Annotated in this window: 28 protein-coding genes and 1 tRNA gene; 13 read left to right on the forward strand and 16 right to left on the reverse strand. The window is 38.9% G+C overall.

The features are described 5' to 3' along the window. Positions 1-49: 49 nt before the first annotated feature. The 6 genes from BLQ18_RS08130 to BLQ18_RS08155 form a co-directional block, all read right to left on the reverse strand. Complete coding sequence (locus BLQ18_RS08130) at positions 50-514, reverse strand: pyridoxamine 5'-phosphate oxidase family protein (protein ID WP_175443739.1); 465 nt, start codon at positions 512-514, stop codon at positions 50-52. 10 nt (positions 515-524) lie between these two features. Then, a complete protein-coding gene (locus tag BLQ18_RS08135; RefSeq protein ID WP_090294114.1) occupies positions 525-959 on the reverse strand; it encodes a nitrous oxide reductase accessory protein NosL in 435 nt (144 codons plus the stop codon). Between the two features lie 10 nt (positions 960-969). After that, positions 970-1,581 carry a hypothetical protein gene (locus tag BLQ18_RS08140; protein ID WP_090294116.1) on the reverse strand — a complete coding sequence of 204 codons (612 nt, stop codon included), beginning with the start codon at positions 1,579-1,581 and terminating at the stop codon, positions 970-972. A gap of 124 nt (positions 1,582-1,705) precedes the next feature. Next, positions 1,706-3,658, reverse strand: a complete 1,953-nt coding sequence (nosZ, locus tag BLQ18_RS08145; RefSeq protein ID WP_090294119.1) for a Sec-dependent nitrous-oxide reductase — start codon at positions 3,656-3,658, stop codon at positions 1,706-1,708. A 33-nt stretch (positions 3,659-3,691) separates the two neighbouring features. Beyond that, complete coding sequence (locus tag BLQ18_RS08150) at positions 3,692-4,273, reverse strand: fasciclin domain-containing protein (protein ID WP_090294122.1); 582 nt, start codon at positions 4,271-4,273, stop codon at positions 3,692-3,694. Positions 4,274-4,278: 5 nt separating this feature from the next. Then, positions 4,279-4,791 carry a c-type cytochrome gene (locus BLQ18_RS08155; protein ID WP_090294124.1) on the reverse strand — a complete coding sequence of 171 codons (513 nt, stop codon included), beginning with the start codon at positions 4,789-4,791 and terminating at the stop codon, positions 4,279-4,281. Between the two features lie 115 nt (positions 4,792-4,906). On the opposite strand from BLQ18_RS08155, the gene BLQ18_RS08160 reads away from it, so the two are divergent. Further along, entirely contained in the window at positions 4,907-5,338 is a 432-nt protein-coding gene (locus tag BLQ18_RS08160; protein WP_090294126.1) for an RrF2 family transcriptional regulator, read from the forward strand. Between the two features lie 61 nt (positions 5,339-5,399). Here the strand turns inward: BLQ18_RS08160 and BLQ18_RS08165 are convergent, their stop codons facing one another. Both BLQ18_RS08165 and BLQ18_RS08170 read right to left on the reverse strand, forming a co-directional pair. Continuing rightward, positions 5,400-6,629, reverse strand: coding sequence for a site-specific integrase (locus tag BLQ18_RS08165; protein WP_090297446.1), 1,230 nt, complete (start codon positions 6,627-6,629; stop codon positions 5,400-5,402). 223 nt (positions 6,630-6,852) lie between these two features. Continuing rightward, positions 6,853-6,926 (reverse strand) — tRNA-Arg (locus BLQ18_RS08170). A gap of 63 nt (positions 6,927-6,989) precedes the next feature. On the opposite strand from BLQ18_RS08170, the gene BLQ18_RS08175 reads away from it, so the two are divergent. After that, positions 6,990-7,502: an adenine phosphoribosyltransferase gene (locus BLQ18_RS08175; RefSeq protein WP_090294128.1), complete on the forward strand. Its 513-nt coding sequence runs from the start codon at positions 6,990-6,992 to the stop codon at positions 7,500-7,502. Here BLQ18_RS08175 and BLQ18_RS08180 read toward each other — a convergent pair. The 3 genes from BLQ18_RS08180 to BLQ18_RS08190 form a co-directional block, all read right to left on the reverse strand. Next, positions 7,499-7,642, reverse strand: coding sequence for an SsrA-binding protein (locus BLQ18_RS08180; protein ID WP_090294131.1), 144 nt, complete (start codon positions 7,640-7,642; stop codon positions 7,499-7,501). The two genes, BLQ18_RS08175 and BLQ18_RS08180, sit on opposite strands and share 4 nt — an antisense overlap. 517 nt (positions 7,643-8,159) lie before the next feature. Continuing rightward, positions 8,160-9,893: a M56 family metallopeptidase gene (locus BLQ18_RS08185; protein ID WP_090294134.1), complete on the reverse strand. Its 1,734-nt coding sequence runs from the start codon at positions 9,891-9,893 to the stop codon at positions 8,160-8,162. Further along, on the reverse strand, positions 9,893-10,252 hold the full coding sequence (locus tag BLQ18_RS08190) for a BlaI/MecI/CopY family transcriptional regulator (RefSeq protein WP_090294136.1): 360 nt from the start codon (positions 10,250-10,252) through the stop codon (positions 9,893-9,895). The genes BLQ18_RS08185 and BLQ18_RS08190 overlap by 1 nt, the downstream gene beginning before the upstream one ends. 150 nt (positions 10,253-10,402) lie before the next feature. Here BLQ18_RS08190 and BLQ18_RS08195 point away from each other — a divergent pair, with 150 nt between their 5' ends. Then, a complete protein-coding gene (locus BLQ18_RS08195; protein ID WP_090294140.1) occupies positions 10,403-11,341 on the forward strand; it encodes a calcium/sodium antiporter in 939 nt (312 codons plus the stop codon). Positions 11,342-11,403: 62 nt separating this feature from the next. Here BLQ18_RS08195 and BLQ18_RS08200 read toward each other — a convergent pair whose 3' ends face one another. Next, positions 11,404-12,414, reverse strand: coding sequence for a glutamine synthetase beta-grasp domain-containing protein (locus BLQ18_RS08200; RefSeq protein WP_090294141.1), 1,011 nt, complete (start codon positions 12,412-12,414; stop codon positions 11,404-11,406). A gap of 211 nt (positions 12,415-12,625) precedes the next feature. Here BLQ18_RS08200 and BLQ18_RS08205 point away from each other — a divergent pair, with 211 nt between their 5' ends. The 7 genes from BLQ18_RS08205 (at position 12,626) to BLQ18_RS08235 (ending at position 19,536) form a co-directional block, all read left to right on the forward strand. Beyond that, complete coding sequence (locus tag BLQ18_RS08205) at positions 12,626-14,812, forward strand: glutamine synthetase III family protein (RefSeq protein WP_090294144.1); 2,187 nt, start codon at positions 12,626-12,628, stop codon at positions 14,810-14,812. Positions 14,813-14,891: 79 nt separating this feature from the next. After that, on the forward strand, positions 14,892-16,070 hold the full coding sequence (locus tag BLQ18_RS08210; protein WP_090294146.1) for an AIR synthase related protein: 1,179 nt from the start codon (positions 14,892-14,894) through the stop codon (positions 16,068-16,070). A gap of 47 nt (positions 16,071-16,117) precedes the next feature. Beyond that, positions 16,118-16,558 carry a QcrA and Rieske domain-containing protein gene (locus BLQ18_RS08215; RefSeq protein ID WP_090294148.1) on the forward strand — a complete coding sequence of 147 codons (441 nt, stop codon included), beginning with the start codon at positions 16,118-16,120 and terminating at the stop codon, positions 16,556-16,558. Between the two features lie 18 nt (positions 16,559-16,576). Beyond that, on the forward strand, positions 16,577-17,014 hold the full coding sequence (locus BLQ18_RS08220) for a thioredoxin family protein (protein ID WP_090294151.1): 438 nt from the start codon (positions 16,577-16,579) through the stop codon (positions 17,012-17,014). Further along, complete coding sequence (locus tag BLQ18_RS08225; protein ID WP_090294154.1) at positions 17,011-18,009, forward strand: FAD:protein FMN transferase; 999 nt, start codon at positions 17,011-17,013, stop codon at positions 18,007-18,009. Before BLQ18_RS08220 ends, BLQ18_RS08225 begins: the two co-directional genes overlap by 4 nt. 8 nt (positions 18,010-18,017) lie before the next feature. Further along, a complete protein-coding gene (locus BLQ18_RS08230; protein WP_090294157.1) occupies positions 18,018-18,227 on the forward strand; it encodes a DUF4266 domain-containing protein in 210 nt (69 codons plus the stop codon). Positions 18,228-18,249: 22 nt separating this feature from the next. Then, complete coding sequence (locus BLQ18_RS08235) at positions 18,250-19,536, forward strand: DUF3570 domain-containing protein (RefSeq protein ID WP_090297449.1); 1,287 nt, start codon at positions 18,250-18,252, stop codon at positions 19,534-19,536. On the opposite strand, the gene BLQ18_RS08240 is transcribed toward BLQ18_RS08235, so the two are convergent. Further along, positions 19,517-20,182, reverse strand: a complete 666-nt coding sequence (locus BLQ18_RS08240; RefSeq protein ID WP_090294158.1) for an ATP-binding cassette domain-containing protein — start codon at positions 20,180-20,182, stop codon at positions 19,517-19,519. The two genes, BLQ18_RS08235 and BLQ18_RS08240, sit on opposite strands and share 20 nt — an antisense overlap. Before the next feature lie 354 nt (positions 20,183-20,536). On the opposite strand from BLQ18_RS08240, the gene prfA reads away from it, so the two are divergent. Both prfA and pyrF read left to right on the forward strand, forming a co-directional pair. After that, the gene (prfA, locus tag BLQ18_RS08250) at positions 20,537-21,613 is read left to right on the forward strand and encodes a peptide chain release factor 1 (RefSeq protein WP_090294164.1); all 1,077 of its coding nucleotides are present in this window, start codon (positions 20,537-20,539) and stop codon (positions 21,611-21,613) included. 47 nt (positions 21,614-21,660) lie between these two features. Then, positions 21,661-22,479, forward strand: coding sequence for an orotidine-5'-phosphate decarboxylase (gene pyrF / locus BLQ18_RS08255; protein WP_090294167.1), 819 nt, complete (start codon positions 21,661-21,663; stop codon positions 22,477-22,479). 5 nt (positions 22,480-22,484) lie between these two features. Here pyrF and BLQ18_RS08260 read toward each other — a convergent pair whose 3' ends face one another. Then, positions 22,485-22,679, reverse strand: a complete 195-nt coding sequence (locus tag BLQ18_RS08260) for a hypothetical protein (protein WP_090294169.1) — start codon at positions 22,677-22,679, stop codon at positions 22,485-22,487. Positions 22,680-22,877: 198 nt separating this feature from the next. Between BLQ18_RS08260 and BLQ18_RS08265 the strand changes: the two genes are divergently transcribed. Then, entirely contained in the window at positions 22,878-23,402 is a 525-nt protein-coding gene (locus BLQ18_RS08265) for a hypothetical protein (protein ID WP_090294172.1), read from the forward strand. A gap of 178 nt (positions 23,403-23,580) precedes the next feature. Here BLQ18_RS08265 and BLQ18_RS08270 read toward each other — a convergent pair whose 3' ends face one another. Continuing rightward, on the reverse strand, positions 23,581-24,285 hold the full coding sequence (locus tag BLQ18_RS08270) for a DUF4197 domain-containing protein (protein WP_090294176.1): 705 nt from the start codon (positions 24,283-24,285) through the stop codon (positions 23,581-23,583). A 127-nt stretch (positions 24,286-24,412) separates the two neighbouring features. Beyond that, positions 24,413-26,263 (reverse strand): glycoside hydrolase family 13 protein, encoded by a 1,851-nt coding sequence (locus BLQ18_RS08275; RefSeq protein ID WP_090294178.1) that lies wholly within the window; start codon positions 26,261-26,263, stop codon positions 24,413-24,415. Positions 26,264-26,265: the final 2 nt, after the last annotated feature.

Below are 26,265 nucleotides of genomic sequence, written 5' to 3' on the forward strand. Positions count from 1 at the left end.
GGATGGAAGAGAAACATAAGTGTTTGAAATTCAAAGGGTCTTTACTTCCCTAATTTGCGTTTAAATCATGAACTGACTTTCCTGTGATTAGGGTCACTGCAATACGATATACCACAGGCATTTCCACTTCTTGCAACCTTCCGGAAAAATGACTTAAAAAATGAGGACGCTCCGCATTTTTATGGTCTATGGTTCGCTGCACGCCTTCTGCAAATTGTTTTAGATATTGCTTGGCAGAATCTCCCGTAAGCTCTTCGAATCTTCCATGTACTTGTACCGACTCCCAATGACGAAAAGACTCGATTCTATCGACTTGAAATGTGACTTTGTCGTGTTTTCTTAGGGAATTGATCCGATGTCCATTGGAGGCAAAACATAGAATACTCCTTTCCTCCTTAAGAAAATAGTAGGTCGATGGAACCACATACGGTTCGTTTTCGGCGATATAGGCCAAGCGACCGACATAATTGTCAATCAAGAGATGTTCGCATTTTAAGGGCTCCAAATCTATCATTGTACTCGTGTTAAAATTTAAACCTTTTTTTAATTTCCGACCATGTGTAAACCTTCCCGCCATTTTCATTCAAAACATGTTGGGCAGCTTGCTCTTCGGAGAAGGCACTAAGGAAAGCTCCCATAGGGCTTGGAATGTTTTCACTGATCAAATAGGTGGCCTTGGTACCATCAATAAGAGTGCCGGGCTGGTCAAAATCATTGACCATGAACATTGCCATGGTAGATTTGTCTTCATCCTCTAATTGGTTCATCATACATTCAATGGCATCAAAATTAAAGACCTTACCTTTCTTGGTAACCAATTGTGCGGCATGTTGCTTGTCAACAATCGTCATACTGCAGTAATGGCAACCCACATGACCGTAATCAATGGGTTTTGGACTAACGGAGCAACCTATGTTACCCGCTAGGATTACAAGAAAAAGGATAATAGATGGTTTCATAATAAAGGGATTATTGTTTTATAGCGTTTTTCCAACCCAAAATGCCCGCTGTCAGGGTAAGCATCATGCCTAAGAACATTAACCAGGCTCCAATGGAAGGCAAGGAAGTCACATCAAAATTCAACATTTTTACATGTCCTAATAATGGTGGTTTATATGTCATAGGAGTTCCATCGAGGTTGGTCAATTTCATTATGGCGTTGGGATCTAAGTTGGTACCATAATCCACTAACCATTCGTTGAAATCGTACATGCCCAAAACACCCATTATGGACATCAATGCAAACCAACCGATAAACCATTTATAACTAACTTTGTCAAAGTATCCCAAAATACCTATTGATACGCCTATGGCCACCATGATTCCTATAATTAGGGGAAAGGTGCCGAACTCCCACATGTCCTCAGGTTTGGGCAATGTTTGCATTCCAATATAATGGTTCAAGCCATCAATATTTTGAATATCAAATTCATTGGCACCCTGTAGCCCACTTATATGAATATGTAAACCCAAGGGATCTGGATATTGCGGTGCGCCCAACATAATATTCCAAAGTGGGAAAACATATAATCCCAACAAGAAGAGCGGGCCAATGATCATAAGTAAACTAGCCTTTTTCATTTTTTTCTATTTAGAGGTTACAAATTGAGTGCGGTTTTTTGGTCGATGGTTGTATTTCAATTTGTAAAAAAAGCGGGCAGGTCTTAGACACAGCCCGCTTTGTTCATTGGTGAATCAATCCGAACTACTCACCAAGTGACCATTTCAATTCTATATTTGAATTGGCGGGGGAAACCCTTACATATCCTTGCATTTCTTGGTGCAAAGCAGAACAAAAATCGGTACAATAGAATGGCCATACCCCAACTTGCTTAGGCTCCCAAACAGAGGTTTTGGTTTGTCCGGGCATAATAAGAAGCTCTGAAGTGTTCTGACCAATTATGGCAAAACCGTGCGGCACATCGAAATCCTGTTCGTGATTGGTAATGTGAAAGAATACCTTGTCACCAACTTTGATTCCCTCAATGTTGTCTGGGGTAAAGTGACTCCTGATAGTGGACATATAAATATGAACCTCGTTCCCGTCCCTAACTACTTTGGCATCTGTTGGAGTTTTTACGGCATAAGGATGTTCGTTTTCATCCAATCTGTATATTTTCTGAGACTTAGGAGCCAAAATATCAGCGGGTATTCCAGCTGCATAATGAGGTTCACCATGCGTAGGGAAATCATATATCAGTTCCATTTTATCTCCTGAGATATCATAAATCTGAGCAGAGTGTTCCATTTCAGGACCAGTGGGCAAATATCGGTCCTTGGTAATCTTGTTCATGGCCACTACATATTTGCCAAATGGTTTTCTGGAGTTGCCTCCGGGAATCATTAAGTGCCCTACGGAGTAATAGGTTGGTTTTCTGTCGATGACCTCCCATGTACCCAACTTCCATTTGACCACTTCAGATGAGATGAAAAAAGTGGTATATGCATTACCATTTCCATCAAATTCGGTATGCAATGGGCCGAGTCCACCACTTTTTACTTGTCCGGCCAATACATCCTCAAACTTAAGGATTGGAATTCCATAGGCTTCTCCATCAAATTTTTCACCCTCAATGGCAGCGATCATTTTATCAAAAGAGTGTACGGTCAAGTCGGCGGAAAGTTTACCATTTCCAATGATGTATTGACCAGTAGGGTCTACATCACATCCATGAGGTGATTTTGGTGTAGGTAAAAAGTATACAGCTCCTGGAACTTTTAATGGATCTACTGTTAATACTTCCTTATTCATAGTGGTTGTAGCCGTATGTGTGCCTTCATCATAAACATTGTGTGCATAATTGGCAGGCATTTTTGTGCCACCTCCATTGTTAACGTATTCTTCAATTTTCTTCCAATTGACAGCGGCAATAAAGTCCTTGTCGTTTTGCGAAGCATTGACTTCTTGGAGCGTGTAGGCCTCCTCTGTATTGTAGGTAGTAAAAAAGAACCAGCCATGGGATTTACCTCTACCGGGATGTGATAAATCATAGTTGAATCCAGGCATCAACAATTGGAATTTTAAATCCATGTGACCATGCTCTGGATCCACGCTAATGAAGGACAAGGATCCCTTAAAGTTGCTCTTGTATTCATTTATGGGAATGTCCCTTTGGGGAATTGGAACAGAGAAACGTGTGCCGGCAACGACATATTCCGTGTTTTCCGTAATAAAGGAAGAACTGTGGTTACCTGCACTGTTGGGTACCTCTATAATTTCTTCAGTTTCAAAAGTGCTTAAATTAATACGTGCAATTCTTGGTGTATTGTTTCCGTTGATGAATATCCAACGACCGTCCAACTCCCCATTGGTTTGGGATATGTCTGGGTGGTGGGCATCGTCCCAGGGCACAAATCCATGGGATGTATTGAGCATAGGTTTGGTTTCTTCTGAATAACCATAACCCGAAGTTGGGAATTGGGAGAATACAGGAATCTCTTTGAACATTCTACCTGATGGCAATCCATATACGGTTAAGTTTCCACTGTATCCCCCGGACAAAAAAGCGTAAAACTCATCTTGTTCCCCTGGAGCGACATATACTTTTTCGGCGGCACTGGAAGACAGGGCCCCGTTTGAGCTTTGATTCTGCTGACCGCAGGAAACCAGCATTAAGAAGGCCCCAAAGGTCGTTAGTAAATGGTTGTTAATTTTCATTGTGTTAGGATTTATCTGTTTTTTTTGTTGTGTTTATTGGCTAGGGGGTAGGATTACTTTATCCACGATGTGGACGATACCATTTCCTGCCGATATGCTGCCGATAATTTTGGCACCCCCGACATAGACATCATCACCCTTGACTTCAACAAAGACATCTTGGTTGTTGGCCTGCCCTAATTTTTTAAAATTCTTCAAAAAGTCCTTTGAGTAGTTACCAGGAGTTACATGATACTTGAGAATATTGGACAAAGCATCTTTGTTTTCTGCTTTTAAAAGGTCGTTCAGGGTTTCCTCGGGAAGCGCATCAAAAGCCGTATTTGTTGGTGCAAAAACCATTAGAGGTCCTGCGTTGACCAAAACATTTTCCAATTGTGCAGCTTGTACAGCGGCAACCAGTGTAGTGTGGTCTTCGGATTTCAAAGCTATCTGTAAAACGTTGGGTGTGGACCCATCATCTTCGATAAAGGCTTGGCCTTTGGTGTATTCTGAGGTAATAGTGGATTCACTTTGACCTAAGTCCTTCGTTTCGTTTTGAGGCCCATTTTTACAGCTACTAAATATTGTCAGTAGTGAAAACAGCCCCATTATACTAAGTTTAATGGTTGATTTCATAGGGTTTATTTTAAGGTTCTAAAGTATTCAACAATAGCCCGGGCCTGTTCTTCGGTAAGTCCTTGGTTGGACATGGGAGATCCATTGAATTCCTGAAGCAAGTCTTTGGCCAAAGGGTCTTGTTGCACCATTTCCTGAGGATTTAGAATCATGTTCATTACCCACTCAGGAGTTCTTCTGTCGAGTACACCGTTTGGGGCAGGTCCAATAAATTTTTTACCAACCCTGTGACAGGCCAAACACATTTGCTCATAAACTTCTTTACCCTTTGCCGCCATGGCTTGATCAATTTCGGCAGGAATTTCAATGGATTTTATTGGACCGATTCCTTTTGTGGTCAAATCAATACGTTCAGATGCTTTTACTTCATTGGCAGCATTGGTTGCAACGGGCTGTTCGGTTTCAGCTTTTTTTCGTTGTACACTAAAACCATCCTCTCTTTTTTCTTTGTCTTTTCCTCCACAGCTTAACATGATAAGGGAAAAGAGCAGTATTGTTCCTTTTAGTATTGTTTTCATAGGATTAAACTTTAGAATTTCGAACCAAAAGTATATAGGCTATGTAACCTATAACATGATATATGTCATAAAAAAGATAAAAATATCTTTTAATCTTTGTTGTACATTTTATGTCATGCTTTCCAATTCTTCCAAATATGCCATCAAAGGGGTACTTTATTTAGCATTGAACTCCAATGCTGACCATAAGGTCTTGGTAAGAGATATTTATGATACCATTCATGTGCCAGAGGCTTACTTGGCCAAGCTATTACAAGAACTCTCAAGGCATGGTATTATCTCTTCAACTAGAGGACCAAAAGGAGGATTTTATTTGAGTGATGAAGATAGAAAGCACACGTTATTGGAAATTGTAAAGGTTATAGATGGAGAGAATAGACTGAATTCATGCGTTATGGGTATCCGTAATTGTGATATGGACAATCCTTGTGTTCTACATAAACTTGTAGGAGGGAATAAGTCTAAGTTCATTAATGTACTTGAAAGCACAACGATATTGGATTTAATTGATGGCAAAAAAGGGGTCGAAGAATTTTTTCCAATGTAAATTCTAACCTAGGAATTTATTTACCCGCCTTCTTTGTATGGATCAATTAAATACGAAGAAGTTAATTCTTGAGTTCAAGCTTTTTTTGCAAGGCTATCATATCTTCAGATAGCTTTTTATCTAACACACGAGCATAAATTTGAGTTGTGGCCAATTTGGTATGGCCCAGCATTTTTGAAACTGTTTCTATTGGTACTCCATTTGATAAAGTAACTGTTGTCGCGAATGTGTGGCGAGCCATATGAAAGGTTAAATTCTTATTTATACCTACTGCATCTGCAATCTCCTTTAAATATAAATTGGTTTTTTCATTGGTGATTTTTGGTAGTAGTGTTTTAGAGCAAATAGTGACAGGATGATTTTTATATTTATCCAATATTTTCTTAGCAGGTACCAACAAGGGTACTCGAACAGAAGTTTTGGTCTTGAGTCTTTTTGTTGCGATCCAAATATTATCGTCGGGGCCAACTATTAGATTGTTATTTGTCAATTCCATAATGTCAGAATAACTGATACCAGTATAACAGCTGAAGACGAAAAGGTCCCTAACCCGATCTAATCGATCAATTAAAAACTTGTAGGTTTCTAAATTGCTTAGTTCGTTCGCGCTTAAGAATTCTCTTTGTTTATGTTCGAATGTTGGTTTCCAGCGTAAAAAAGGATCTCTATCAATCCATTCCAATTGATAAGCAAGATTAATGATTTTTCTAAGCCTTTGCAGATGCTTCATTACTGTATTATGACTCATGGCCTTGGGATGACCCTTTGGATAATAATTAACCAAAAACATTTCAAGGTCTGAAATGAACTTGTAATTAAGTTGACGTAGATGAACATCTGATGTTTTGAGATTATTTTTAAGAAATCTATTTATGTAATTCTCGGTTATTCCAAAATTTCTAATGGTACCTGGGGCTAGCGTGTTTTCGATTTTTCTATTATGGTATTCCAGTAAATCCAATAGAGTTTTGGAGTTGATATTTTCTCCGTTGTAAAGTGATTTGACCAATTGGGGAGTTATTAGATCGCCCTTATATTTTAAATCTTGGTAAATATTCAATAATCTGGCTTGAACAAGATCTAAGTACCGATTGATATCTTGAGATTCTTTTGTTTTTCCTTTGACTTTTTTATTAAGGTTGTCCCATAGATCAATATTGATCTTTCTTTTAATACCAATATTGGCTCTTTTCCCATTAACGGTTATTCTTACAAAGATTTCCGCTTTATTATTAATAGCTCGTGATTTGTTAATCCAGAATAGGATTGAAAAGGTGTGTGATGTTTTCATAGTTGTCATCTTAGGTTTAAATGTTAAGATGAAAGTCAAATCAACTATGTATCAGTGCTTTAGGAAAGTATTCGGTCAACACTGTTGACGATTGGATTTTGTTGACCGATTTGTTACCGATTGATATGAAATCAAAACAAATTAAATGTATCCCTAAAAACGCTGAAAACCTTACAGTTATAAGTTCTGTAAGGTTTTCCATTATTTTGGTATTGCTACCTAGTGACCGCGGCAGGATTCAAACCTGCAACCTTCTGAGCCGTAATCAGATGCGCTATTCAGTTGCGCCACGCGGCCTTATTTAAGGGCTGCAAATATATTTCTTTTTAACTTTACGACAAAACCTTAGCAAATAAAAAAATGGATTTCGGCAGCTACATTCGAGATATTAAGGACTATCCCAAGCCTGGAGTGGTTTTTAAAGACATAACCCCATTGCTCAACGACCCAATTGCACTCAGAAAAACAGGCGAGGCTTTGTTGGGATTTACGTCCAATATGCAAATTGACAAGGTGGTCGGAGTGGATAGCAGGGGCTTTATTTTTGCTCCTATGCTGGCCGAAAAGCTTGAGGCTGGATTTGTTCCTGTGCGTAAGAAAGGTAAATTACCCTTTAAGACTGTTGCAGAATCCTATGTGCTCGAATATGGCGAAGGAGAATTGGAAATCCATGCCGATGCCATACAGCCTGGAGAAAAAGTTTTGGTACACGATGATGTATTGGCCACTGGTGGAACTGCCCAGGCCGTTTGCAAATTGGTCGAAAAGTTGGGAGGCGAAGTGGTACAATGCAACTTTTTAATTGAACTCACCTTTTTAGGTGGCTCAGAAAAGCTCAATGGGTATCCTATTCGAGCGCTCTTACAATATTAATCCAAGGCTTTGGTGGTCACAAAGTAACGCCATCCAATAATGGCTAGCTGTAATTTACTTGCTTTGGATAAATCCAAACCTTTTTTAGTGTAGGAGGGAAGTACAACTTTGTTGATTTTCGCCAGAATTTTATAAAACATGTTTGTCTATTGTGCGAGACAAATATAAGAGGTTCAGCCTTAAGTAAATTATTTGGGACGGGATATTGGTTTAATACGCCTACGCCAACATAAAAACAAAAGTGATTAATTGTACCAAAAGCGTCACGAATATTTTGACTAGGGTTATCATTTTTCTGCTTGATTTATTGGTTAAAAGACTATGATTTTTTGATTATGATTTTCAATATATAATGAGGAAAATCATTGTTCCAAGCTTTTGAATGAAAATCTATGTAATTGCATATGAAATTGTAGTTTTAAAAACGAAATACTTCTATAACAGAAATAGTTTCCCTTGTAAAAAGTTTTAAAACGTAATCTAAAAATCAATTTTACATTTTGAATAGTAATAATTGTAGGGGGTTTTTAGGCGTGTTTTCGAAAACCAAGGGGCGTTTCGTTTAAAAATTGGGTGTTTTGGCACTTTTCGTTTAGTAGCTACAAATAAAAAAGCCGCTCACAAGGGAACGGCTTTCTGTAATTTTGATATATAAGTTTAGTTCTTTTTCGTGGTAATTTCAATTACTCCATCCTTTGCTTTTTTGCCATACTTATCGATAGCTTTATCACCTTTAAAAACATTCATGCTTTTAATATTGGATGGGTCAAGGGCTTTTACGTCTTCCGATTTTGCTTTTTTGCCATCTATATAATATAGTGGCTCGTCTTTACCATCAGTGTCGATAAAGAAAAAGTTGCCACTACCTCCGATTACTTCAATATCCTCTACGTCATCGGAATCTTTCATGATGAAAACCTGTCCACTTTTAGTTACTGTACTTTTTGCATCGGCTTCACGAATCACCACAACATTGCCATCATCACCTTTTGTGTGAATCTTTTTTACAATAACATGTTCTTTTTCTCCATCATCTGAAATGAAAACGGCACCATCATCACTTACTTTTACATTGATATCGATTTCTTTCTCTTCCCCGTCTTCAGTTTTTACAATAACTCTCTTGCTGCCATCCACTTTTTTGATGACAATTTCTTTCTCATCAGAAGAAGTCCAAGTAGCATCCCCGTCCAATTTATGAATACGAACTTGATGTTTTTTGCCACTTCCTATGGAAACCATATTGGCAGCATCGTCGTAAAATACATTGATAGGATCGATAGGGCCATCAGAGTTGCTGTTGTAATTGCTGCTAAAGCTTTCTCCTTTTGAGCTCTTACCACTAATTTGAATGCTTACTTCAATAATTTCTTTAGCCTCATTACGCACGGTGGTATAACTGAAATCAATGTCGTCGGCAGCTAGGTCCTTTTTCATTTTATCCAGTTGCTCATCCGTAGTGTTCTTGTCGATGATGAGTTCAACAGTTTTGTCTGCAAAAAGCATATCGTCCACATTAGGTTCGGAATAGGTGTAGACCGTCTCCGTTGCAAAACTTACCAAGAAGAGACCCAATAGGGGGAGTATCAACAAGGTTTTGAAGGCATTACTTTTTTTCGATTGATTTTGATTTAACATGACTATTCGTTTTTTGATTAATGAATTATAGAATGAATTAGTTAATTGAAATTCGGGTTGCTCCACAGCTTGCTTAAGCATTAGGTATTGATACGCTTTTTTATCGGGGGCACTTTGCATAGCAAAATGATCCGCCAAATACTCCAGGTTTTGCTTAACGGTAATTTTGTACAACCATAATAGGGGGTTGAACCAGAAAACAATTTTTAAAACCTCCAAGAATAAGATGTCCAACGAGTGCAATTGTCGGGCATGTACCTTTTCGTGGTCCAAAATGGTTTTAAGCTCATCCGATGCAAAAATGCGTGGGTTGTAAAATATGTAGTTGAAAAAGGAAAATGGGTTGATTTTCTTTTCGGTCTCAATATGCAAAAAAGGTGTTTCCTTCCAAACAACAGCGTCATTTGCCATCGACTTAAGTTGACTCAATCGGAAAATAAATCGAACCAATAAGAATGTTGTTATAATAAGGTATATGCCTAAAAGAATATTTTCGGTAGACCAAATACTGTTCAATGGTTCGGTAGTGGTAATTGTACCCATGTTCACAGCTTCCAAAAATTCTGGTTTTTCCCTCACCACGGTTCTTCTGATCTTAATCAAAGGAAATAATAAGGATAGGATAAGACCAGAAAGTAAGAACAATCGGTTTTGGGCAAAAAGGGTATCACGTTTTAAAAATAAAAAGTACACTGCCAAAAAGCCACCAAGGATTGCTGCCGATTTTAATAGATATATAAGTATAGCTTCCATTACTTTTTCTTTTCAATTAGATCTATGATCTCTTTTAATTCACTAATCGAAATTTTTTCCTCTTGGGCAAAGTGCGACACCAAACTTTTAAAAGAGTCATTATAATAATCCGCAATAGCAGTGTTCACATACTTTTTTCTATACTGTTCTTTGCTTACGGTTGGAAAGTAGCGGTGGGTGTTCCCAAAAGCTTCGTGATCCACAAAACCTTTTTCCTGTAAATTTCTTACGATAGTGGATAAGGTATTGTAGTGGGGTTTTTCGCCCTCTATCTCCTCTAAAATTTCTTTTACAAAAGCCTTGTTCAGTTTCCAGAGGATTTTCATGATTTCCTCTTCCTTATTGGTCAATTTTTGCATGATGAATTAAATATGGAACCAAACATAATACTAATAATATAGTTAAACAACTATTTTTATAGTTTGTTAACTATTTTTATAGTTTTTATTTTTCGACATCCATGCGCAAAGGAGTAAATCTTCCTTTATCTTTACACCAAAATTTACTTTTTGGGAAATCTACTCTTTATTGTTTTAGGGCTTGTTTTGTTGATTGTTGGTGGAAATTGGTTGTTGAAATCCGCTGTAGCCATGTCCCTTCGTTTATATATTCCAAAAATTGTGATTGGGATGACGGTGGTTTCATTTGCTACCTCTGCTCCAGAACTCATTGTTAGTATAAAAGCCGCTTTAGATGGATTTCCTGATCTGGCCTTAGGGAATGTTGTAGGTTCCAATATTGCCAATTTGGCTTTAGTTCTTGCCATTACCGTTATTTTGGGAAGCATTGATGTCCGTAAAAGCTTTTATACCACTGATTGGCCTGTAATGATGTTGGCTTCCCTGGTGTTTTGTGGCTTCATTTATTTTGATGGAGTGCTACAACAATATGAAGGCATTATTTTGGTGGCCATGTTGTTCGCTTTCTTAATTTACTTATTACGTTTTCAAAAAACAGCTGTAGAGGATGAAATGCCCGAAGATGATGTGCCTTTACCTTTATATAAAATAGTATTGTATTTGGGAATTGGTGGTACGGCCCTATGGGGTGGTTCAGAATTGCTTATTAATGGAGCAGTGGGAATGGCATCTTCATTTGGTGTAAGTGATCGCGTAATCGGAATCACAGTGGTATCCGTAGGGACAAGCATACCAGAATTGGCTGCATCTGTGATTGCTGTCATAAAAAAGGAAAAAGCAATCTCGTTAGGGAACTTAATAGGGTCCAATATTTTCAACCTGTTGGCCGTATTGGGAATTACCTCTATCATAACACCAATTTCGGTAGTAGATCAAGGTTTGTTGACCAGCGATATCTTTTGGATGTTGGGTATATCGTTCTTGATCTTACCCTTGGTATTCTTTCCAAAGGGTTTGCGATTGGGTTGGAGGGATGGTCTAGTGCTTTTGGCCGTTTATGTTGTTTTTGTCTATATGACTATAAAATAAAAACCGCCCCATAAAAGCGGGACGGTTTCCATCTATAATCAACAACTAATTTATATACGTGCTTATACTTTTGCGGATTTAACCGTTTTTACGATACGAGCCGCAACTTTGTATGGATCAGCATTAGAAGCAGGTCTTCTGTCTTCCAACCATCCTTTCCATCCTTTTTCCACGGTCATAATTGGAATACGGATAGAAGCACCTCTATCGGAAACTCCGTAGCTGAAGTCAGAGATAGAAGCAGTTTCGTGCTTACCTGTCAAACGTTGGTCGTTGTACTCACCGTAAACAGCAATGTGCTCAGCAGTAACTGGACGGAAAGCTTCACAAATTTTCTCGTAAGTCTCTTTAGAACCACAAGTTCTCAAAATAGTATTGGAGAAGTTGGCGTGCATACCAGAACCGTTCCAATCCCCTTTAATAGGTTTTGGATGGTACTCGATATAGTATCCGTAGCTTTCAGTCAATCTTTGTAGCATATAACGGGCAACCCAAATTTCGTCACCAGCTTTTTTAGCTCCTTTGGCGAACAATTGGAATTCCCACTGTCCAGCAGCAACCTCTTGGTTAATACCTTCAAATTGAAGACCAGCATCCAAACACAAATCAGCGTGCTCTTCAACCAAATCTCTACCCCAAGTGTTTCTTCCACCTACGGAGCAGTAGTATAGACCTTGAGGTCCTGGATAACCACCAACAGGGAAACCAAGTGGCAACTGAGTGGCAGTGTCCATAATAAAGTATTCTTGCTCAAATCCAAACCAAAAGTCATCATCTTCGTCATCAATGGTAGCTCTTGAATTGCTCTCGTGTGGAGTTCCATCAGGATTCAATACCTCAGTCATTACCAAATAACCATTTCTTCTTGCGGGGTCAGGATAGATGGCTACAGGTTTCAATAAACAGTCAGAAGAACCACCTTCAGCCTGCTTTGTGGATGAACCATCAAAGGACCAAGTTGGGCAATCTTCCAATTTACCGCTAAAATCTTCTTCAATTCTGGTTTTACTTCTAATGTTGGCTGTTGGCTCATAACCATCCAACCATAGATACTCTAATTTAGATTTGCTCATAATTCTGGTAGTTAATCGTTCTCAATTTTGTGATTAACAAAAATAGGTTTTTCATTTAATTATCAATGTTTTGACGGGGTAAAATCACAAACTCACTCTTATTATTTATATTACCCCTGTTTTTGTAGGGGATGAGTGAAAAAAAAGTAAATTTTGCAGGTTATATTATTAAATTGTTAATTGTAGATTTGATTTTTTAAATTCAATGTAAATGCCTAAAAATAGATTTCAGGCTTTGGCAGAAAGTCGCAATAGAGATCACAAAAGTATCAATGAATCCGGTCGTAGATCGGACTTGTTCGGTAAGCATGTTTTTAATGAAGAGAAGATGCTTCAATTCTTGACAAATGAAGCATTCGACAAAGTAAAATCTGCCATTTTCCAAGGTACTAAGATCGACCGTAAAATAGCTGACCAAGTGGCTGAGGGCATGAAAGCGTGGGCATTGTCCATGGGAGCTACGCACTATACACACTGGTTTCAACCATTAACGGGAGCAACTGCCGAAAAACACGATGCTTTTTTCGATATTTTGCCCAATGGAAAGGCAATGGAAAAGTTTGGTGGCGCCCAATTGGTGCAACAAGAACCCGATGCTTCCAGTTTCCCGAGTGGTGGAATCAGAAACACTTTTGAAGCTCGTGGATATACGGCATGGGACCCAACTTCACCTGCATTCGTGTATAAAACAACACTCTGTATTCCCACCATATTTGTGGCCTACACAGGTGAAGCTTTGGACAATAAAGCCCCATTGTTAAGAGCACTGCATGCGGTGGATCAAGCAGCCACTGCGGTGGCCCAATATTTTGATAAAAACGTACGAAAGGTACATGCAACCTTGGGATGGGAGCAGGAGTACTTTTTGGTAGACAAAGCATTGATAAATTCCCGTTTGGATATTTCAGTTACGGGGCGAACCTTGGTCGGAAGTTTTTCCGCAAAGGGGCAACAATTGGACGACCATTATTTTGGGGTGATTCCTCCCAGGGTGCTCGCTTTTATGAGTGAATTGGAAAAAGAATGTACCCAATTGGGAATTCCTGTAAAAACGCGTCATAATGAGGTAGCTCCCAACCAGTTTGAGTTGGCACCCGTTTTTGAAGAAGCCAATCTTTCCGTAGATCATAACCTATTATTAATGGATGTGATGGAAGAGATTGCAGACCGTCACAATTTTGCAGTGCTGTTCCACGAAAAACCTTTTGCAGGAATCAATGGTTCGGGAAAACATAACAACTGGTCCTTGGCAACAGATACTGGGGTGAATTTGCTTAGTCCAGGATCAACTCCCATGAAGAATCTTCAGTTTTTGACATTTTTCGTCAATACAATAAAGGCTGTTGACACCTATGAAGAACTACTTCGTGCGTCTATCGCATCAGCAAGTAACGATCATAGATTGGGAGCAAATGAAGCACCTCCGCCGATTATTTCCATATTTATTGGCGAACAATTGAATGATGTTTTGGATGAGTTGGAAGGAGTTTCCAAAGGAAAACTATCACCAGAGGAAAAAACAGAATTAAAATTGAACGTTGTTGGTAAAATTCCTGAGATTTTGCTCGACAATACCGATAGAAACAGAACTTCACCTTTTGCCTTTACAGGGAATAAATTTGAGATGCGTGGCGTTGGAGCAAAAATGAATTGCGCCAAGCCCATGACCATGCTCAACACCATTATGGCGAAACAACTTACCGATTTTAAAAAGGAAGTTGATGTCTTAATCGACAAGAAAAAGTTGAAGAAGGACGAAGCCGTTTTCAATGTGCTTCGCGAATATATCAAAACCTCCAAGCGTATCCGATTTGAAGGAGACGGATATGGCATAGAATGGCAAGAAGAAGCTCGAAGACGTAAGTTGAGTTTCAATAAAAATACACCTGAGGCACTCCAAGTAATTACATCCAAGGAAAGTGTGGCGCTTTTTAAAGAGATGGATGTAATGAGCGAAGTAGAGCTTAAGGCTCACCAAGAAGTGGAGTTGGGGGCTTATATTTTCCATATTCAAATCGAAGGACGAATTTTAGGCGAAATGGTCTATAACCATATCATTCCAGCAGCCATAAAATATCAAAACTTGTTATTGGAAAACATTCAAGGATTAAAAGATGTCTATGGCGCTGCTCATAAAAAAGTAGCGGAAAGCCAGTTGAATATTTTGGAACAAGTAGGTGAGCATATATTTGATATCAAAAAACTGACCGATGAAATGGCCGATGCTCGTAAACGTGCCAATGGTATGCAATTGAGCAACAAAAAAGCACAGGCCTACTGCAATAATGTAAAACCCTTTTTCGATAAGATCAGGGAACATTCCGATGCTTTGGAAAAATTAATTGCAGACGAAATTTGGCCATTGACCAAATACAGGGAAATACTTTTTTCAAAATAGAAAGGCCTCCCTTTTCTAAAACACGGAAAGCATGTCAATAATTTGATAGCTTTCCGTTATTTTTGCGCAAACATTTCATATGTCGTCGGATACCAGTAAAAGATATGCCCAAAGAGGTGTTTCAGCTTCCAAAGAAGATGTGCACAACGCCATCAAGAATATAGACAAAGGACTTTTCCCAAAAGCGTTCTGTAAAATTGTGCCCGATTATTTAACAGGCAGCGAAGATCATTGCTTGGTGATGCATGCCGATGGAGCAGGCACAAAATCCTCCTTGGCCTATATGTATTGGAAAGAAACTGGCGATATTTCCGTTTGGAAGGGTATTGCGCAAGATGCCTTGATCATGAATGTGGACGACCTTATCTGTGTAGGAGCAACGGATAACATCATGCTATCTTCCACTATTGGGCGAAACAAAAACCTGATTCCTGGGGAAGTGATTTCTGCCATCATCAACGGAACGGAAGAATTGATTTCCGATTTGGCGGACCACGGCATCAGTATTCGTTCTACAGGTGGAGAAACTGCCGATGTGGGTGATTTGGTCCGTACCATTATTGTGGATTCAACGGTTACGGCCAGAATGGAACGCAAAAATGTAATTGACAATGCCAATATTAAAGCGGGAGATGTAATAGTGGGATTGGCCTCATTTGGTCAAGCTACCTACGAAACCGAATACAATGGAGGTATGGGGAGTAATGGTTTGACTTCTGCCCGACATGATGTATTCAGCAAATATTTGGCTGAAAAATACCCTGAAAGTTTTGATGCTTCCGTACCAAGTGATTTGGTGTATTCTGGGAACACAAAATTAACCGATGCTGTACCTGAATCTCCTTTGGATGCAGGAAAATTGGTGTTGTCCCCAACAAGAACTTATGCGCCGATCATTAAAAAGATTCTGGAAAAATATACATCAGAAAACATTCACGGGATGGTGCATTGTAGTGGAGGGGCACAAACCAAGATTTTGCACTTTGTAGATGCCTTGCACATCATCAAAGACAATATGTTTGCCGTTCCGCCTTTGTTCAAATTAATTCAAGAGCAATCAGGTACCGATTGGAAAGAGATGTACCAGGTCTTCAACTGTGGACATCGCTTGGAGTTGTATGTAAATGAGGAAGTTGCAGAGGATATTATTTCTATTTCCAAAAGCTTTAACGTGGATGCCCAGATTGTAGGGCGTGTAGAGGCCTCAGAAACTAAAAAACTGACTATTACCAGCGAGTACGGTAAGTTTGAATATTAGCATACGATTTGTTCCAAAATAGCGTTTTATATTATAAACCTTACGCTATGGAAAGAAAGGAATTTTTGAGGAGCTTGGGCGCTGGTGCTGCTTTTGCCCTCACATTTCCCTGTTTACAAGGATGCTCCAAAGACGACCCCGCTGGAAATTTAGTGGAAGAACCGACTGGTGTTGATTTCACTGTTGACCTTACTTCAAATGAAGCTTCGAATCTTGCTAACAATGGCGGATTTATTCTGAAAAACTTAGTGGTTATTGCTAAAAACTTGGAAGGTAATTTTGTTGCTGCCAGTCAAGTGTGCAGTCATCAATCCTATGATCAAGTGCGTTTTGTAGATCAGAGTGGAGGTATTTTTTATTGCGATGTGCATGGTTCCCGTTTTGATCAGGATGGTACACCTTTAAATCAAGTGGATAGTACCGCTGCAAAAGCGTTAAAAGTTTACAATACCGAACTCAATGGTAATATTTTGAGAGTTTTTGAATAGCCCTAGATTTCAATTTTAATGAAGCATCTACTTACTCTAATTTTTATTCTTTGTTTGGGAGTAACCCAAGCGCAAGAATCCCAAGGAACTTTTAAAGTGGCTTTGGCCAAAGCGAATGCTGAGGGCAAACCTATTGTTCTTATTTTTTCAGGCTCTGATTGGTGCGCTCCCTGTATCAAACTTAAAAAGCACATTTTTGATAGTGAGGAATTCAAAACCTACGCTAAAGAGCATTACGTGATGTATGTGGCCGATTTCCCAAGAAAAAAAGCAAACCAGCTTCCCGAAGAACAAATGGGAATCAATAAAACATTGGCTGCAAAATATAACCAAAAAGGCTATTTCCCATTGGTGGTAGTGTTGGATAAAGACGAAAATGTATTAGGGGAAACAGGATTTGTAGCTCGAACCTCTCCAGAAAAATATATAGAAAAGCTCAACGGATTTTTAAAATGAAACCTCAAATTGCCCTATTCTTCAGCCTGTTTTGTCTGCTATCATTTGGGCAATCCAGAGAGGATTATGTTACCGTAAAACGTACCCTAAAATTAATGGGTACTCGTTTCGAGATTACTGTGGTGGCCCAAACCGAAGAAATTGGATATATCAATATTGATTTGGCTGTTTCTGAAATCACACGTATAGAAAAGATTATTTCCTCTTGGGATAAGGAGTCCGAAACTTCTTTGATCAATGCAAAGGCGGGTATCGAGCCCGTTAAGGTGAGTCCAGAATTGTTTCAATTGATCGAACGGGCCATTATGATATCCAAATCTACGGATGGGGCATTCGATATTACCTATGCATCCATGGACAACATTTGGAAGTTTGATGGAAGTATGGATAAAATGCCCACTGATGCTGAAATCAAGAATTCAGTGGCGAAGATTGGGTTTCAAAAAATTGTGTTGAATGCCGAGGAGCAAACCGTTTATTTGCCCGAAGCGGGTATGTGCATTGGTTTTGGAGCCATTGGAAAAGGTTACGCGGCCGACAGGGCCAAATCCCTTTTAATTTCTAAAGGTGTACCAGGAGGAATCATCAATGCATCGGGCGATTTGACCACTTGGGGAACTAAAGCCACAGGTGAAAAATGGTTGGTGGGAATTGCCAATCCATTAAGTAAGGATAAGGTATTCAGTTGGCTGCCCGTGGTAGAATCTTCAGTGGCTACATCAGGGAACTACGAAAAGTATATCATCTTAAATAAGAAAAAATACTCCCACATTATAGATCCAAGAACAGGATTTCCAACAACAGGAATCAGTAGCGTTTCCATATTTGCCAATCAAGCAGAGCTTTGCGATGCTTTGGCAACTGCCGTTTTTATCATGGGAAAGGATGTTGGTCTACATATGATCAATCAGATGGATGGGGTAGAAGCTGTAATTGTGGATGGTGAAAACAAAATTCACAAAAGTTCAGGGATAATGTTCGAGTCAAATCAGTAAATTTAATCATGCAAAAACCTCTTTTATTATTGTTATTGTTGATTGCTTCGAGTTCTTGCGTTGCTGTTCGGGAATACGATAAGGTATACTTGAACGATGAGGAAATGCAATTAAGTGCAAGGCCATGTGAGCGTTTTGAAACCAACTTCCATTTGTACCGCGAAGGATCTTCAGGTGCCAATGGTGGTAAAACAGGAGGTGGTTGTGGATGCAATTAAGACTTCGAATAACTTCAATATAATGCTGCAACCAACTAAACTTTATGGCTTACTCACCGTTATCTTTTTAATGATGGTATCAGTGGGGCAAGCTCAGGACAATTCCTATACAAAAAGGGTCTTGGAGACCAGTGAATTGGATATGTTGTTCAGTTATTATTCCCAAGATGGAAATAATGCAGCAGTAACAGGAGGTGAGGGGACAGAGGAATTAACGGATGTTACCTCCACCATTGTATTGCGAACCCCGTTAAATGCCAATGATATTTTAACGGTTGATGTTGGTCTTTCCGCATATACTTCCGCTTCATCCAGTAACATAAATCCTTTGGATGGTGGTTTAAATGTGACTCCTTTTGATGCTTCTTCGGGAGAATCCAGAAAAGATATGTTGGTGTATTTCAATCCAAAATACCAACACAATTCCGAGGATAGAAATAAAATCTGGAGTGCCAATGCCTATGTGTCGTCCGAGTACGATTATTTTTCGGTGGGTATCGGTGGCAGTTACACCCGATTGTTCAACGAAAGAAACACAGAAATTACCCTAAGTGGAAATGTGTTTATGGACAAATGGAATGCCATTTATCCTATTGAACTTCGGGATGGCTTTTTTGATGATCGCATTACTGGTAATGGCACCTACAATCCCATGTTTACCGAGTTTGATAAAGAAACAAGAAACTCCTATTCCGTTTCTTTGAGTTTTTCCCAAATTTTAAGTAGAAAATTACAAGGCGCACTTTTTGTGGATGTGGTTTCGCAGAATGGATTGTTGAGCACCCCTTTTCAAAGGATATATTTTTCAGATACCGAAGATTTTTTCATTGACGATTTTCAGCTGGCGGATAATGTGGAGCAACTACCAGATAGTAGATTTAAAATTCCATTTGGTGGGCGTTTAAACTACTACCTCAATGATTTGATGGCTCTGCGAACGTATTACAGGTTTTATTGGGATGATTGGGGCATTACTTCCCATACTGCCAATATTGAGGTGCCAGTAAAAGTATCCGACAAGTTTTTGGTTTATCCTACCTATCGCTATTATACGCAAACTGCTGCTGATTATTTTTATGAAAAAGGGCAGGTGCAGTCCAACTACGAATTTTATACTTCAGACCACGATTTATCCCAATTCAATGCGCACCAATATGGACTTGGCGTGCAGTACAAGGATATTTTCACCCAAGCCAAGATTCTCAGTTTTGGCTTAAAAACCATTGACCTACGATTTAGCCAATATGATAGAAGCGATGGACTCAATGCTTTTATTGTGACGCTTGGAACTACTTTTGTGGGGAATTAGATGTTAAATACCCTTCATTGATTAGGTCTTCACGACCATTTATTAAATTGGAACAACCACTTTTGAGGAAATAAAGTTCATCGCTTAGGTCTACTATTTCTTCGTACAAATGGTCAGTGATCAAGATGATTTTATGAGCCTTTAAAATATTTAAGAGTTCTTTGATTCTTGAAATGTAGATAGGTGCTATTCCTGAAAAAGGTTCATCTAGTAGAATAATTTTTTTATCACTATTTAATATTAAATAGGTTTCAAGTAGTCTTCGTTCTCCCCCTGAAAGTTCAAAAGTTAAATGAGTTTTCAATGATTTGAAGTGGTTGAAGTATAAAATGAATTCATCCCAATCAACATTGAATAACTTAAAGTAGGTAATGATTTTTAAGTTTTCGGAAAGTAATTTGTGTTGTGGTAGATATGCTATTTGATTTTGAAGATATAAGGGGCGCTTAATCATTTTACCATCAATCCGTATAGATTTGTATTTGGGTGTGAGATTGCCAAACAAAATATTAAGTAAAGAGGTTTTGCCCGATCCATTTCTTCCTAAAACACCAGTGACCTTGCCACTTTCCGCTTTTAAAAAGACTCCTCTCAAAACCCTCTTTTGGTCAAATGAAAGTTCTATGTTGTCAATTTCAAGTATCAAGAAAAAAATATTAAATAGATGATGGAAGAGATGGTTAAATCAATAGTGAATGCAAGAGATAACAGACAAGTTTTTGAAATTCCGAAATTTTGAAATAGAATTAGATCTTTTGAATTTCTCGACCCATGAAATTTCAATAGAAAGAAAAGGACAAACCCGAGTTTAATTAAAACAACAGTAAAAAATTGGGCTTTGAAAAACAACAAAATGATTGCTATCAAAGTGGAGGTCAATAGAATGATTTTATAAAAATGAAAAACCAACAAGTAGGTTTTTAAACGGAATAATGGAGCCATGGTATTTACTAAATGTACAAATTAATCGTAAATTCGCATTCTTAAGGAGGATAGATTTATGCTAGATAAACTCAATATCGTAAAACAACGTTTTGATGAGGTTTCGGACCTTATCATTCAGCCTGATATAATTGCAGACCAAAAGCGTTATGTTCAGTTGAACAAGGAATACAAGGACCTAAAGGTACTTTCCGACAAACGTGATGAGTATATAGAATTAACCAATAATATTGAGGAGGCCGAGGAAATTATTGCCGATGGCAGTGATGCCGAAATGCTCGAAATGGCCAAAATGCAATTGGACGAGGCCAAAAGTGCCCTGCCCAAATTGGAAGATGAAATCAAATTTTTGCTGATTCCAAAAGATCCCGAAGATGCCAAAGATGTGGTAATGGAAATCCGCGCAGGGACGGGTGGGGACGAAGCTAGTATTTTTGCTGGTGATCTTTTCCGTATGTACACCAAGTATTGCGAATCCAAAGGTTGGAGAACCAATGTCATCGATTTGAGCGATGGAACCAGCGGTGGTTATAAAGAAATCCATTTTGAGGTATCAGGTGAAGATGTGTATGGTACCCTTAAGTTTGAAGCAGGAGTGCATCGTGTGCAACGCGTACCACAAACCGAAACCCAAGGTAGGGTACATACCAGTGCAGCAACTGTTATGGTAATTCCAGAAGCGGAGGAGTTCGATGTGCAGATAGATCCAAAGGATGTGCGAATCGATTATTTCTGTTCCTCTGGGCCAGGAGGTCAGTCGGTGAACACAACATATTCCGCTGTTCGTTTAACGCACGTTCCAACAGGATTGGTGGCACAGTGTCAAGACGAAAAATCACAGCACAAAAACAAGGATAAGGCTTTTAAAGTACTTCGTGCCCGTTTATACGATATGGAGTTGGCTAAAAAGCAAGCCGAAGATGCCGCTAAGCGAAATTCTCAGGTAAGTAGTGGTGACCGTTCCGCCAAAATTAGAACCTATAACTATCCCCAAGGTAGGGTTACCGATCACCGAATTGGTTTGACCCTTTACGATTTGCAGAATATTATGAATGGGGATATCCAAAAAATAATCGACGAACTTATGTTGGTGGAGAACACCGAAAAACTGAAAGAAGCTTCTGAAATTTTTTAATTTAATGTAGTCAATAGTCAGTTCGAGCGCAGTCGAGAACCCATATAATGAAAAACGAATATTTAATTTCCCAGATTCATAAAAAAAAGTCCTTTCTCTGTGTAGGATTGGATACGGATTTGGAGAAGATTCCTTCACATTTATTACAAGAAGAAGACCCCATATTTGCTTTCAACAAGGCTATAATTGATGCTACCCATGAGTATTGTGTGGCTTACAAACCCAACATTGCGTTTTACGAGGCTTATGGTTTGGATGGATGGAAGTCTTTGGAACGTACAATGGCGTACTTGAATGAAAATCATCCAGAGATTTTTACCATTGCAGATGCTAAACGCGGAGATATTGGGAATACCTCTACGCGATATGCGAAGGCATTTTTCGAAACCTTGAATTTTGATTCCATCACCATTGCACCATATATGGGCAAGGATTCTGTAGAGCCTTTTTTGGAATTTGAGGATAAGCATACCATTTTATTGGCACTGACATCCAATCAGGGCGCTTTCGATTTTCAGACCAAAAAGATTGAAGGGCATGAGTTGTACAAAGAAGTGCTAAGCGTATCCAAAACCTATAAAGGCTCCGAAAGGTTAATGTATGTAGTGGGAGCTACAAAAGCTACTTACTTAAAAGATATTCGTGAATTAATTCCCGAAAGCTTTTTATTGGTTCCAGGGGTAGGCGCACAAGGCGGTAGTCTTGAGGAGGTTTGCAAATACGGAATTACCAAAGATGTAGGTTTGTTGGTAAATTCTTCCCGTGGTATTTTGTATGCCTCTACGGATATGGATTTTGCAGAAGTTGCTGGGAATAAGGCAAAAGAAATCCAGCAGCAAATGGCTGCGGAACTTGCAAAGTTGTAATTGCCTTACGCTAAACTTTCAAGCGTTTTCTTAAGGCTCTGTGCTTTTCTATTAAAAAATTCACCCAATTTGGAATCCACACCAGATACATTGGCGGCTTTTTCCAAAAAGTTGTTGTACATCACTTCCAAAACAATGGCTGGCTGACTGATGTTGGTGATTGGAGTAACGGCACCTACTTTACAATATTGATTTTTCATAGCTCTCAAGATTTGTTATAACAAAGATACGTTCAAAAGGAGAAGCTGGACTACGGCTTATGTGGGTGTACGTCTATAAATCGGGTAATTTATCTAAAAATTAACGTGTTGACTGCGTATTCACCATTTATAAGGCATTTTTTTAGAAATAATTTAACTTACCTTTAATATAAAGGCAACCTACCAAAAACGGAATACATGAGAAATTTGATTTGGATTTTATCGCTTATGGGTTGTATAAACCTTGTTGCGCAAAACATAAATTGTAATTGTTGCTCTGAAAACCACAGGGCCTTTGATTTTTGGATAGGGGAATGGAATGTGGTCAATTCAAATAATGGAACACCTGCAGGAACAAGCATTATTAAAAGAGAAGAGGATGGGTGTGTGATCCGTGAAAATTGGACGAGCATAGCCACTGCTGGATACACAGGGACAAGTGTAAATTATTATAATTCCCAGACCCAAGAATGGGAACAATTGTGGGTAGACAATACAGGAGCTGCTTTAAAACTAAAAGGAAACCGAGTGGATAATCAAATGATTTTGACCTCAGAGCCTTTTAAAAAGGATGGCAATACATTTAGAAACCGAATTACATGGACCAAAAACGATGATGGAACAGTGCGGCAACTTTGGGAAGTATTGCAAGAAGGTGAAGAAAATGTAGTAGCTTTTGATGGCTTATACAAAAGAACAAAAATGAAAAAAGCCGGTAACTAACCGGCTTTTTAACTAACTAACTCAAAAAAATGCTAACTCAGATAACTTATACAAAATTCAAGTTTAAGGACCTGATTTAGGTTAATTAAACTTTAGGAATTTGTTATAATTACTCTAATTTATTGATTTTATAACGCATTAACCCTAAAGTTATTGCATTTTTTTGAAAAAATTATGATTAATCTTGCAAAGCAAACACTTTTTTTAACAATTCTGTTGATCGGGACGAAACTTTTGTCCTAATTTCCTTCTCTTCAACCGCTATCATAGTATAAACACCTTTCAAGGCTTCATTGGTGGTGTAGTCAGTTAAATCGGGGTTTACATCGTTTGTCAAAGGCAAGCTATTGTACTTGGTAATGATACTGCTCCAAATTTGGTCAGCACCTACTTTTTGAAATGAGTTTTTTATAATCGGATTAAATTTATTGTACAGTTGGGACTGTGTGGAACGCTCCAAATATTGGGTGGCTGCGTTATCAGCTCCCAATAAAATTTGTTTGGCATCATTAAAAGTAATTCCCTTTACCGCGTCAACAAAAATCGGAGTGGCTTCGCCCACAGCATCTTCGGCAGCACGGTTCAGGATTTTCAAACCTTCATCTGCCAAGCTAGACAAACCAATATCGCGTAAGGTCTTGTCTACTTTTTGCAATTCTTCAGGTAAAAGAATTTTCACCAACTCATTTCTATAAAATCCATTTTCGCTAGTGAGTTTGTTAACTTGTTTTTCAATACCAAGGTTCAAAGCTTCTCGTAATCCCTGGGCAATTTGGTCGTTTCCGATTCCAGTTGTTCCTTGCGGTAATTGGTTTACAACTTGTTGTAGTTCTGCACATCCCACTAGTTGGAATGCCAAAATGCATAGCAATAATCTTTTCATGGTTAAATCGTATTTGGGTATATAATCTTTGGGTAAACTACATAAATTATGCCCAACTTCTCAAAAGAATTAGGTGAAACCCAAGTTTTTTGTCCGTTAATTAGGGTTTCTGAATAGTTACTGGCCTCTATTTTAGTTCAAAAACCCAGCCTGTTTTTGCATCAATTTCTAAAGGTTGCTCCAAATTGTATGCTTTTCCGTTGATAATGTTTAAACCTTTTGTGTGATTTTTAATTCCCTCGGCAAAACGACCTAAATCTATGCTTTGGTCTTTTGAAGAGTTGTTCAGTACCACCATTACCGTTTCTTCGGGCAAATACCTGAAATACACATAGACATTGTCGTGAGGAGCAAAGTGGAGAGTTTTTCCTTTGTGAATTGCCTTGCTGCCTTTTCGCCAGTTCAACAGTTTTTTGGAATAATCGAAATATTCGTTCTGAAGGTTGGTTCGTCCAGAGGAAACAAAGGCGTTTTGCACATCGCCTTCCCATCCACCAGGAAAATCCCGTCTAATATCGCCATCACCCTTTCCTTTGTCTCCCAACATTCCAATTTCATCACCGTAGTAGATTTGTGGAATACCGCGAAGGGTCATGATCAAGGTGAGGGCCAATTTGTATTTTTCAACATCGCCATCAAATTCTTGGTTGATACGGTTCACATCATGATTTCCCATTTTAATCAAAACATTATTGATGTTCGGATACAGGAAATCCTTGGTCAAGTGATCATATACTTTGAAAACCCCGTCTCCCCAATTTTGCTCGTCTTGGTGAAATACTTGAGGTAAAATATCGTGCAATGGAAAATCCATCACACTGGGTAAATTGGAATTGAACCCTTGAATTGCACCAATTTTACTATCCTTTTGCCAATACGCAATGTGGGCGGTTTCGTGCATGAAAACTTCCCCAACAATATTGAAATTGGGGTACTCGGCCATCACTCGGGTCACCCATTCGGTGATCCCCTTTTTGTCGTTGTAGGGGTAGGTGTCCACACGCAAACCATCCAAATCTCCACTTTCAATCCACCAAATGGCATTTTGAACCAAATAATCGATCACCATGGGATTGCTTTCGTTCATATCGGGCATGGTGGTATCGAACCACCCGTCCATATTGCCTTTTGAATCTGCTTCGGAAGCATAGGGATCAAATTGACTGGTCTGAATGTAGTTGCTTCTCTTGAAACCATTTTCGCCACCTTCCCAATAATGCACCCAGTTTTGGTCTGGTGGATCTTGAATCAACCAATGGCTTATACCCCAATGGTTGGGCACAAAATCCATAATGTGTTTCATGTCACGCTGATGAAGTTCTGCCGACAATTTTGCAAAATCTGCATTAGTGCCATAACGTGGGTCTACTTTGTACAAATCGCTACTGGCATAGCCATGATAAGAATACACCTTTTCATTATCCAAGGTCAATGGAGTGCTCCAAAGTGTAGTGGCACCCAATTCGTGAATGTAATCCAAATGTTCGATTACCCCTTGAATATCACCACCGTGACGACCGCCTTGATGTTCACGGTTTGCTTTTTCAATGGTATTTGGGGTTGAATCGTTGGATGGGTCACCATTGGCAAATCGGTCGGGCATGATCAAATAGATCACATCCGAAGAATCGAATCCTTTGCGTTCAGCCGAACCTTCTTTTCTTTTTTTGAACTCATAATCAAAAGTACTGACCGTTTTGCGTCCTTTTTTAAAGGAAAGTTGTGCAACTCCTGACGAAATACCTTTGGTATCAACAGTTATGAACAAGTAATTTGGATTGGCAACCTTCACCACTTTTTTGATGGTGATGCCATTGGAAAATTCAGGTTCCAGTTGGTTGATGTTGTCGCCATACACCAAAAGTTCCAAATCGGTTTTCTTCATGTCAGTCCACCAGAAAGGCGGTTCTACGCGTTCAACTTGGGCCAAAGAAATGTTGACTATGACAAGGCACAGTAGTGTTAAGATACTTCTCATGT

This window comes from Flagellimonas zhangzhouensis (assembly GCF_900102925.1).
Classification (GTDB): Bacteria; Bacteroidota; Bacteroidia; order Flavobacteriales; family Flavobacteriaceae; genus Flagellimonas; species Flagellimonas zhangzhouensis.